Source organism: Streptomyces caniferus (assembly GCF_009811555.1).
GTDB lineage: Bacteria > Actinomycetota > Actinomycetes > Streptomycetales > Streptomycetaceae > Streptomyces > Streptomyces caniferus.
Genome location: NZ_BLIN01000003.1, coordinates 1,526,529 through 1,537,675, shown reverse-complemented (window position 1 = coordinate 1,537,675; position 11,147 = coordinate 1,526,529). Strand labels below are relative to the sequence as shown.

The 11,147-nt window shown below is 74.3% G+C and carries 6 protein-coding genes; all 6 read left to right on the top strand.

Annotation, left to right across the window (positions count from 1 at the left end; translation table 11 throughout):
• The first annotated feature begins 11 nt into the window (after nt 1-11).
• The 6 genes from Scani_RS15300 to Scani_RS15275 all read left to right on the top strand — a co-directional run bounded on the left by Scani_RS15300 (nt 12) and on the right by Scani_RS15275 (nt 11,134).
• On the top strand, nt 12-4,031 hold the full coding sequence (locus Scani_RS15300) for a non-ribosomal peptide synthetase (RefSeq protein ID WP_159475246.1): 4,020 nt from the start codon (nt 12-14) through the stop codon (nt 4,029-4,031).
• A complete protein-coding gene (locus Scani_RS15295) occupies nt 4,024-5,439 on the top strand; it encodes an FAD-binding oxidoreductase (protein WP_159475243.1) in 1,416 nt (471 codons plus the stop codon). The genes Scani_RS15300 and Scani_RS15295 overlap by 8 nt, the downstream gene beginning before the upstream one ends.
• Before the next feature lie 25 nt (nt 5,440-5,464).
• The gene (locus Scani_RS15290) at nt 5,465-6,523 is read left to right on the top strand and encodes an amino acid--tRNA ligase-related protein (protein WP_174872684.1); all 1,059 of its coding nucleotides are present in this window, start codon (nt 5,465-5,467) and stop codon (nt 6,521-6,523) included.
• 131 nt (nt 6,524-6,654) lie between these two features.
• Nucleotides 6,655-7,419 (top strand): thioesterase II family protein, encoded by a 765-nt coding sequence (locus Scani_RS15285; protein ID WP_174872683.1) that lies wholly within the window; start codon nt 6,655-6,657, stop codon nt 7,417-7,419.
• Nucleotides 7,410-8,234, top strand: a complete 825-nt coding sequence (locus tag Scani_RS15280; protein ID WP_159475234.1) for an SDR family oxidoreductase — start codon at nt 7,410-7,412, stop codon at nt 8,232-8,234. The genes Scani_RS15285 and Scani_RS15280 overlap by 10 nt, the downstream gene beginning before the upstream one ends.
• A gap of 35 nt (nt 8,235-8,269) precedes the next feature.
• Nucleotides 8,270-11,134: an amino acid adenylation domain-containing protein gene (locus tag Scani_RS15275; protein WP_246295809.1), complete on the top strand. Its 2,865-nt coding sequence runs from the start codon at nt 8,270-8,272 to the stop codon at nt 11,132-11,134.
• Nucleotides 11,135-11,147: the final 13 nt, after the last annotated feature.

Sequence of the window (11,147 nt, the reverse complement as noted above, 5' to 3'; positions counted from 1 at the left end):
GAGGAGTGAGCGTGTTCCCGTTGTCGTTCGCACAGCAGGGGCTGTGGTTCCTGAACCGGCTGGAAGGGCCGAGCTCGACCTACAACGTGCCGGTGGTCGTGCGGCTGCGCGGTGCCCTGGACGTGCCCGCGCTGCGGGCGGCCGTCGCCGATGTCGTCGGCCGCCACGAGAGCCTGCGCACCGTGTTCGGGGAGGCCGACGGCGAGCCCCATCAGCGCGTTCTGCCGCCGGAGGAGACCGGTGAGGTGCTGACCCTCCTGGACAGCGAGGCGGACCGCCTCGACGCGGACCTGCACGAGGTGGTGCGGCGCCCCTTCGACCTGGGGGCCGACCTGCCGGTCCGGGCCTGGCTGCTGCGGGTGGCGGCCGACGACCAGGTGCTCGCCCTGGTCATGCACCACGTGGTGTGCGACGGCTGGTCCCTGACCCCGCTGCTGCGCGACCTGTCGACCGCCTACGGCGCACGGTGCGACGGACGCGCACCGGACTGGGAGCCGCTGCCGGTCCAGTACCGCGACTACACCCTGTGGCAGCGGGAGCTGCTCGGCGCCGACGACGACCCCGACAGCCTGATCAACAGTCAGCTCGCTTACTGGCAGCAACAGTTGGCGGACCTGCCGGAGGAAGTGCCGCTGCCGTCCGACCGGGTGCGGCTGCCCGGTGCCGACACCTTCCGGGGTGCCACCGTCGACCGCACGGTGGATCCCGAGCTGCACGCACGTCTCCTGGAGGTCGCCAGGGAGCACGGGTGCACCCTGTTCATGGTGCTGCAGGCCGCCGTCGCGGTGCTGCTCACCCGCTCCGGGGCCGGCACCGACATCCCCTTCGGCACCCCGGTGGCCGGACGGTCCGACGCGGCCCTGGACGACCTGGTCGGCTTCTTCGTCAACACCCTCGTGCTGCGCACCGACACCTCCGGCAACCCCACCTTCGCCGAGCTGCTGCACCGGGTCCGCGCGAGCGACTTCGACGCCTACGCCCATCAGGACGTCCCCTTCGACCGGCTCGTCGAGGTGCTCAACCCCCGGCGCGCGCCGCACCGGCACCCCCTGTTCCAGGTGCTGCTGGCGCTGAACGAGGGGCGGCCCGGCGAGGCGCTGCGGCTGCCCGGCATCGGGGTGGAGGCGCTGCGCGAGACCACCGGCACCGCGAAGTTCAGCCTCTCCGTCGACTTCGACGACCGGCGCCACCCGGACGGCCGGCCCGCCGGACTCGGTGCCGTCCTCGAATACGCCACGGACCTGTTCGACGAGGCGACCGTCCAGGCCATGGCCGACCGGCTGGTCCGGCTCCTGGAGACGTTCGCCGCCGACCCGGCGCTGCGCATCCGCGAGGTGCCCGTCCTGTCCGCCGCCGAACGCCACCGCCTGCTCGTGGAGTGGAACGGCCCGAACCGGCCCGAGACACCGGTCGACCTCGGCCGGCGCATCCGCCGCTGGGCGGACGAGCGGCCGGACGCGGTCGCCGTGTCCGACGGAAGCGTCCGCCACACCTACCGGGACCTCGCGGACGGCATCGACCGCCTCTCCCGCGCCCTGGCAGCGGCGGGCGCCGGCCCGGACGAGCTGACCGCGATCCTCTCCGACCGCAGCGCCTGGTTCGTCACCACCGCGCTCGGCGTGCTCGGCGCCGGCAGCGGATATCTGGCCCTGGACGGCGGCCTGCCCGCCGACCGGGCCCGGCAGATGCTCACGGACAGCGCCGCGCGCTACCTGGTGGCCGCCCCGGAACTCGGCGCCCGCGCGCGGGAGCTCACCACCTCCGGCCCCGGCGGGATCACCGTGGTCCCGGCCGGCGGCGCACCCGACACGACGCGTGCCTGGCACCGGCCGGACCTCGCGGACCGCCCCGCCCTGCTCGCGTACGCGGTGTTCACCTCCGGCTCGACCGGGCGGCCCAAGGGCGTCCTGGTGCCGCACCGCGGCCTGTCGAACCATCTGCTCGCCGTGGCCGAGCTCTACGGTCTCGACGCGCACGACACGATGGCCTTCAACGCGCCGCTCACCTTCGACGTCGCCGTCTGGCAGGCCCTGACGATGTCCCTGGTCGGCGGGCGGGTGCACGTCCTCGACGAGGACACCACCCGCGATCCGCTGCTGCTCGCCCGCTGCGTCGCCGACGAGGACATCACCGTGCTGCAGATCGTGCCGCAGGTGCTGCGCGCGGTCCTCGACATGTGGGACCTCGACGACAGCACCGTCGGCCTGTTCAAGGGGCTGCGGTGGATGCTGGTGCACGGCGAGGAGCTGCCGCCCGACCTCGTCGACCGCTGGTTCGCCCGGCACCCGCACATCCCGCTCGCCAACGTCTACGGCCCCGCCGAGTGTTCGGACGACGTGTCGATCTCCGTCATCGAGGCGGGCGACGCCTTCCGCCGCAGCCGGGCCCCGATCGGCCGGCTGCTGCGCAACATGCAGGCCTACGTGGTCGACGGCCACCTGCAGCTGGTGCCGGCCGGCACGCCCGGCGAGCTCTGCGTCGGGGGAGCGGGCCTGGCGCGCGGCTACGCCGGCCGGGCCGGGGTGACCGCGCGGCGGTTCGTGGCGAACCCGTACGGCGCGCCCGGTGAGCGGATGTACCGCACCGGCGACCTGGTGCGCTGGAACACCGGCGGCGAGCTGGAGTTCCTGGGCCGCATCGACCACCAGGTCAAGATCCGCGGCTACCGGATCGAGCCGGGCGAGGTCCAGGCGGTCCTGGAGCGGGACCCGCAGGTGCGTCAGGCGGTGGTGCTGGCCCGCGAGGACCGCCCCGGCGACAAACGGCTGGTGGCCTATGCGGTGCCGGCCGACGGCGCCGGGCTGGACATCGCCGCGCTGCGCCGGCGGACCGCCCGGGCGCTGCCCGAGTACATGGTCCCCTCGCTCTTCGTGGAGCTGGCCGAACTCCCGCTCACCCCCAACGGCAAGCTGGACCGGCGCGCCCTGCCGGTCCCGGACCCCGGGGCCACGGCCCCCGGCACACCGCCCGGGACTCCCCAGGAGGCCCTACTGTGCGACGTGTTCGCCGAGGTGCTCGGGGTGCCCCGGGTCGGCGTCGAGGACAGCTTCTTCGACCTGGGCGGGCACTCCCTGCTCGCGATGCGGCTGCTGAGCCGGATCCGCGCGGTGCTGGGCGTACGGGTCACCATCCGCACCCTGTTCGACGCCCCCACCGTCGCCGGGATCCTGGACGCGCTCGGGCGGACCGGTGAACCGGACGACCACGAGGTGCTGCTGGCGCTGCGCACCGGCACCGACCCGCGTCCGCTGTTCTGCGTCCACCCCGCGACCGGACTCGCCTGGAGCTATGCGGGCCTCGTCCCGCACCTGCCGGACGGCCTCGCCCTCTACGGCCTGCAGGCACCCGGCCTGGCCGAGCACAGCGCGCTCCCGCGGGACCTGGACGAGATGCTCGACCGGATGCTGACGGAGATCCGCCGGGTCCAGCCCGAAGGCCCCTACCGGCTGCTCGGCTGGTCGCTCGGCGGCAACATCGCCCATGCGCTGGCCGGCCGGCTGCAGCGGGACGGCGCCGCCATCGGCCTCCTCGTCCTCGTCGACGCCTACCCCGGCGAGGTCTGGCCCTGCCCCTCGTTCGCGACGCCCGAGCAGTGGGACGAGTTCGGTCTGCTGGCCACTCTGGTGCCCGCCGCGGTCGACGAGGCGGCCGTCGCCGCCGACCCCGGCGCCGCACTGACCGCCCTCCGCCGCGCCGCACAGCGGCAACTGGGCCTGGAGCAGGCCGCCTTCGACCGGCTGGTCGCCGTGGGCGTCAACAGCAGCCGGCTGGTGGCCGCCCACCGGCCCCACCGGGTCCACGGACGCACCGTCTACTTCACCGCGACCGAGGGACGCGGCGCGGCGCGCCCCGACCCCGCGGCCTGGGCCCCCTACGTCGACGCCCTCGACCGGCACGACCTGCGATGCCGCCACGAAGAGGCGATGGACCCCGCACCGCGCCGGCACATCGCCGACATCGTCACCGCCGAACTGCTCGCCCGACACGGCAGGCCACCGACCGACCGGAAGGCAACGAACTCCCATGACTGACCTGTTGGACCCGGCGTCCCGAAACTCCGCCGAGCAGTTTCTGCGCCACCACTTCCAGGGCCCCCTGGTGGGCCCCGACGACACGGCGTACGACGAGGTGCGCGCGGTGTGGAACGGCATGCACGACCGCCGGCCGCGGCTGATCGCCCGTTGCACCAGCGCCGCGGACGTCAGCGCCGCCCTGCGGTACGCCACCGCGGCCGGCCTCGCGGTGACCGTGCGCGGCGGCGGCCACAACGTCGCCGGCACCGCCGTCGCCGACGATGCGGTCATGATCGACCTGTCGCTGCTGAACGCGGTCGAGGTCGACCCCGGCGCGCACCTCGTCCGGGCGCAGGGCGGCTGCCTGCTGCGCGACGTCGACGCCGCCACCCTCGCCCACGGCCTGGTGTGCCCCTCGGGGGTGGTCGCGCACACCGGCCTCGGTGGACTGACCCTCGGCGGGGGCTACGGATGGCTCGCCCGCAAATGGGGCCTGACCTGCGATCATCTCCTCGCGGCCGAAGTGGTGCTGGCCGACGGCACGATCGTGGAGGCCACCGAGGACCAGCACGCCGAACTGCTGTGGGGCCTGCGCGGCGGTGGCGGCAACCTCGGCATCGTCACCCGCTTCACGCTGCGCCTGCGCCCGGTCGGTCCCGTGCACTACCACACGGGCGTCCACCCGCTGGCGGACGTGCCCGAGGCGCTCGCCCGCTACCGGGAGTTCGCCGTGGCGCAGGGCCCCGACCTGCACGCCACCGCCGCGCTCAAGCAGGCCGGAGCGCACTCCTGGATCCCGGAGCGGCTGCGCGGCCGGCCCGCGCTCTTCCTGACCGCCGTCTGGTTCGGCGACCCGGCCGACGGCCCCCGGCACACCGCGCCGCTGTTCTCCGCGGCGGCGCCCGACGCCACCGACTCCCGCGTGCTGTCGTACGCGCAACTGCAGGCCCTCGGCGACCACGGCGAGCCGCACGGCCACCGCTACTTCACCAAGTCCTGCTACCTCACCGACCTGACCGAGGGCGCGGTCGCCCAACTGGCCGACACCGCACAGGAGATGCCGTCGGCGCTGTCCTCCGTCGACTTCGAGTACCTGCGCGGCGCCATCGGGGACGTGCCGGACGCCGAGTCCGCCTTCCCCCGCCGGGACGCGCCCTACATCTGCACGGTGTCGGCCCAGTGGACCGACCGGGCGGACGACGAGGCGAACGCGGCCTGGAGCCGGCAGGGCACCGCGCGGCTCGCCGAGTGGCAGTACGGCGGCGCCTACGTCAACTACCTGCAGGACGAGCGGCCCGGCCGGGTGGCCGAGGTCTACGGCGCCGCCCGCTACGAACGCCTCGCCGCCCTCAAGCGCCGCTACGACCCGGACAACGTCCTGGCCGGCAACCAGAACATCCCTCCCGCAGCGCACCCGCACGCCTAGTCCGCACGTCTGGAGAGAGACCCCCATGACGCAGCTTGTGACCCCGCAGCCGACCCTGACCCCGCCGGCCACCTTCGACAGCAACGACCCCCGTGCCTTCGTCACCGCCCTGCGCTCTCCCTGGTACACCCTGGTCGCCGATCTGCAGGACACCGTGCAGTGGACCACCATGGAGTACGCACGCGCGCAGGGGCTGAAGAGCCTGCCGCTCCCGCTGACCACCAGGACCGTCACCTGCCCCACGGGTTTCGGCAGCGACACCGAGGCGGTCAAGGTCAACGTCAACGGTGTCGACACCTATCTGCAGGACTCGATGCAGTACCTGCTGGAGTACGGCTGCCGGCTCGCCCCGGGCGGCTGCTACACCCTCCTGCCGAGCTTCCGGGTCGAGACGCCCGACGCGACGCATCTGACGCAGTTCACCCACAGCGAGGCCGAGATACCCGGCGACCTCGACGACCTCATGCGGTACGTCGACGGCTATGTGAAGGCGCTCGCCTCCGCGATCCTCGACCGGCACGGCGACCGGCTGGCCACGGCCCGCGGCGACATCTCGCACCTGGAGCGCATGGCGGGCCACAGTGCGCCGTTCACCCGCGTCACCTTCGAGGAGGCCGTCGGCATCGTCGGTGACGTCGACGGCGCGGTGCAGGACCACGGCGAGTGGCGCAGCCTGAGCCGCCAGGGCGAGCGCCTGCTGATGGAGCGGGTCAGCGAGTTCGTCTGGATGCACCACCTGGACACCCTGGGGGTGCCGTTCTACCAGGCGTTCGGTGATGACGAGGCGCGCACGGCGCGCGCCGCCGACCTGCTCTTCGGCATGGGCGAGGTGGTCGGCTCCGGCGAACGGCACACCGACCCGGACCTGTTGCGCAAGTCGATCGCGCTGCACGACGTCCACGAGGAGGACTACGACTGGTACGTCCGGATGCGTGCCGAGGCCCCGATGCAGACCTCCGGTTTCGGCATGGGGGTCGAGCGGTTCCTCATGTGGGTGCTGAACCACGACGACATCCGGGACATCCCGCTGGTGTCCCGGGTCAACGAGCCCGGTTCCTGGCCCGCGGCGATCGTCCGCCCCTAGGGGGTGTCCACCGCCGCACCCCCGTCCCCTCGGCAGCCGCGGTGGTCCGCGGGACGCCCCGCGGACCACACCCGTTCCGACCCGTGCCGTGCCCTGCCGAACCGGCCCCGGTACGCAACGAAATGAGTGCCATGACGTCAGATCCCGTGCCCGTCCTGTGTCTGCCCTACGCCGGCGCCGGCGCCGCCTTCTTCCACAAGTGGCAGCGGTCCGTACCGGCCGGACTGCACCTGGAGCCCCTGCAACTGCCCGGCCGGGAGGAGCGCACCGACGAGGAGCCGCACCGCGACGTGGCCCGTGCGGTGCACGCCCTGCTGCCCGAGGCCCTCGACGCGGCGCGCGGACACTCGCGGGTCGCCGTCTTCGGACACAGCCTCGGCGCCGTCCTCGCCTACGAGCTCGCCCGCGCCCTGGAGGAACGCACCGAACTGCCGGTGGCGCATGTGTTCGTGAGCGGCTCCCCGGCGCCCGCACGGGGACGCGCACCGCAGGCGGCCGCCCTGGACGACGACGAGTTCCTCGCCCGGATCGAGGAGCTGGCCGGCTACCGGCACCCCGCCTTCGACTCCGCCGAGTTCCGGGAGCTGATGCTGCCCACCCTCCGCGCGGACGTGACCATGCACGAGTCCTACCGGCCGCCGTCGGACGAACCGGTCGAGGCCCCGGTCACCTGTCTGCGCGGTGCCGACGACGTCCTGGTGACGGAGCGGGACGCCCGGGAGTGGCACACCAGCACATCCGGCCCGTTCACCTATGCCGAGATCCCCGGTGGCCACATGTACCTCACCGACGCGGCCCCGCAGATCCTCGGGCTGATCGCGGCGGCCCTCGGCACAAGCGACCAGCAGGCCACGTCCGAGGGCCGGTTCACCGGGGCCGGTGCGCCGTGCGACTAGCGGGCAAGACGGTGGTGGTGACCGGCGCGGGACGGGGCCTGGGCCGGATGTGCGCGGTGCGCTGCGCCGAGGAGGGCGCGGACCTCGTCCTGCTGGACACCGGCGGGGACATCCCGGGCGTGCCCTATCCCCTCGCCGACGACGGCCAGTTGGAGCGCACCGCCCAGCTGTGCCGGCGCTCCGGCGCCGACGCCCTGGGCCTGCGGGCCGATGTGCGGGACAGCGCGGCCGTCACCGCGGCGGTCGACGCCGCCCTGCGGCGCTTCGGCCGCATCGACGTCCTCGTCAACAACGCGGGCATCGCCGCGCCGTCGGGCAAGCCCGTCCACGACATCACCGATGACGAATGGGAGCTGATGCTGGATGTCGACCTCTCCGGCGCCTGGCGGATGATCCGCGCGGTCGCCCCGGCCATGCTCGGGCAGCGCGCCGGCAGCATCATCAATGTGGCCTCCACCGCGGGCCTGGTCGGCTACCGGCACTTCGCGGCGTATGTCGCGGCGAAGCACGCCCTGGTCGGCCTCACCAAGGCCGCCGCCCTGGACTTCGCGCCGCTCGGGGTCCGGGTGAACGCGGTCTGCCCCGGCTCGGTGCGCGACGCCCCGCACGTCGAGGGCCGGATGCTGTCCGAGATCGCCCGCTGTCTCGATGTCGGCACCGACGACCACGAACAGACCTTCGTCACCGCGCAGCCCATGAACGCCCTGGTGGAGCCGGAGGACGTGGCGGGCGCCGCGCTGTGGCTGGCCGGTGACGAGTCCCGTCAGGTGACGGGCACCACGGTCACCGTCGACGGCGGATTCACCGCGCGATGAGCCACTCCGGGAGACGTCCGATGCGGATGGAGAGCATGACTGATCAGCCCCGCCCCCGTACGGGGGGCCCGGCCGCCCTCGGTGACGGTGCCGCACACGGCATCGTGCTGCGGCTCACCGACCCGGCACGCATCCGAGCCGCCCGGACCAACACCGAGCGGGCGGCCGCCTCCGCCGCGGCGCGGCGGACCGGCAGCTTCTGGCTGCAGCACGCCGAGATCCCGTCCACCGCACGGCGGGCCGACCGGATGCGGCAGCGCGAGGTGCGCCGCCCGCTGCACGACGCCGACCCCGGTCTGCGCACCGTGCTCACCTGCTATCCCGACGGCGTCGCCGATCTCGTCGTGGTGGCCCGTCGCGGGGTCCTCGACCACGCCGGGCTGCGCGCACTCCTCCACGGCCTGACCGCGCCGGACCGCGACGTGTCCGCGCTCGTCACGGCGCTGCGCGAGCGCACCGCCCGTGGCGCGGCCGGCCGGCCCCCCGCACCCGCCCCGTCCTGGGGTCTCGTCGAGGACGCATTCCCGGAGATCCAGGAGCCCCCGGAGCTTGTGGAGCCCGAACATCCGGCGGACAAGGCCGAGTTCGCCCCCGAGGTGGCCGTGGCCGCCGCGGCAGTGGCCCTGTCCCGGTACGAGCGCAGCGCCACCGTGCGCCTCGCCGTGATCGTCACCGAACCGGCCGGCCGGGCACCCGGCGCGAAGGTGATCCCGGTCGACGCCGGGGACGAACAGCCGCTGAGCACGCTCGTGGCACAGGTCCGGACGGCCCTGCGGTCCCCGGCCGAGGAGAGCGCGGACGCCCTCCCGCCCGTATGCCTCGTGCTCACCGGCCACACCCCGGACGCGGAGTACGTCCCGCTCGCGCCCCAAGCCGTCCCTCTCACCCTGACCTGGCACGGCGACGAGGGCGCGGTGCTCGCCGCCGGGCACACCCACGACCCGGCTGCGGTCCACCCCGTCGTGGCCCGCGATTTCGCCCGGCACACCCGGCACCTCGCCGCACAGCTCGCCGACGCCGCCCCCGGCCGCACCGTCGGCGACCTCGCCCTGCTGGACGGCCCCGAAGCGGACGCCGTCCTCGCCCTCGGACGGACCACCCGAACCGGCCCGCCCGGCGCCGCCACCCTCCACGACGCCGTGGCACGCTTCGCCCGCGAACAGCCCGACGCCCTCGCGGTCTGCGACGCCACCCGGCGGCTGACCTACCGGGAGCTCGACGCCCGCGCCGCGGACTGGGCCCGGGTGCTCGTGGACCGCGGCGCCGGACCCGGGCGGTTCGTGGGCGTCTGCCTCAAGCGCACCACCGACCTCGTGGTGGCGCTCCTCGCGGTCCTCAAGACCGGCGCCGCGTACGTCCCGCTCGACCCGCAGGCCCCCGACGAACGGCTGCGCCATATCGCCGAGGACGCCGGACTGGCCCTCGTCGTCACCACCCTCTCCGGCTTCCCGGCCGCCGAGGGCACCGGTGTCCTCCGTCCCGCCGCACTCACCGCGGCCGCCCCGGAGTCCGCCGGCACCGCCCTGCCCTCCGCCGGTCCCGACGACCCGGCGTACGTCATCTACACCTCGGGAACGACCGGCCGCCCCAAGGGAGTGGTGGTCGCCCACCGCAACGTCCTGGCGCTGCTCGACGCGACCGCCCACGACCTGGACCTGGGCACCGGCGATGTCTGGACGTTCTTCCACTCCGCCGCCTTCGACTTCTCGGTCTGGGAGATCTGGGGCTGCCTGCTCACCGGCGGCCGCCTCGTCGTCGTGCCCCACCTGGTGACCCGGACCCCCGAGGACTTCCATGCCCTGGTGCTCCGTGAGGGCGTCACGGTGCTCAGCCAGACGCCGTCCGCCTTCGCCGGGTTCCTCGAGATGGACGCCCGGACGGCCGCCGCCCCCGCCCCCCGGCTGATCGTCTTCGGCGGCGAGGCCTTCGATCCCCACATGGTCGGCACCTGGTTCAGCAGGCACCCCGACAGCGCGTGCCGGCTGGTCAACATGTACGGGATCACCGAGACGACCGTGCACGTCACCGCGCGGGACGTGCGCTCATGGGACGGGCACGAGCGGCCCCGCTGCGTCGGCCGGCCGCTCCCCGGCTGGTCGGTGTCGGTCCGCGACGACCGGGGACGGCCGCTGCCGCCCGGCGCCGTGGGCGAGATCTGGGTGGGCGGCGCGGGCCTGGCCCTGCGCTACCTCAACCGGCCCGAGCTCACCGCGGAGCGGTTCGCCGACGACCGGTTCAGCGGCGAGCGGCTCTACCGCAGCGGCGACCTCGGGCGGCTCCGGCTCGACGGGGCGCTGGACCACGTGGGCCGGCTCGACGAACAGGTCAAGATCCGCGGCTTCCGCATCGAACTGGGCGAAGTGCGCTCGGTGCTGGTCGGCGACCCGGGCGTGGTGGACGCCGCGGTGGTCGTCGAGGGGCAGGAGGCCGGCCCCGCGCATGCCCGTCTGGTGGCCTACACCGTGCTCGCGGAGGGCACGGCGACCGCCGACGTCCGCCGCAGGAGCGCCGCGATCCTGCCCGACTACATGGTTCCCGCGGAGTTCGTCGCGCTGGCCGTGCTGCCGCTGACGCTCAACGGAAAGCTGGACCGGGCGGCCCTGCCGGCCACGCGGCGACCGCTGACCGCACCGCCCGGCGGGGGGCAGGGCAGGCCCGTCGACGGCACGGACCCGGCCGCGGCGATGCTCGCCGTATGGCGTTCGGTGCTAGCCGCCGACCTCGGCCCGGACGACCACTTCTTCACCGCCGGCGGCAACTCGCTGCTGGCCGTACGGCTGCTGGAGGCTCTGCGCCGGCAGGGCTTCGGCACGGTGAGCATGCGCGACCTCTACCGTCACCCCACCCCCGCGGCCCTGGCCGCCGTCACCGGGGCGCCGCTCGCACCGCCCGTGGCCTGACCGCCGCGCCGAG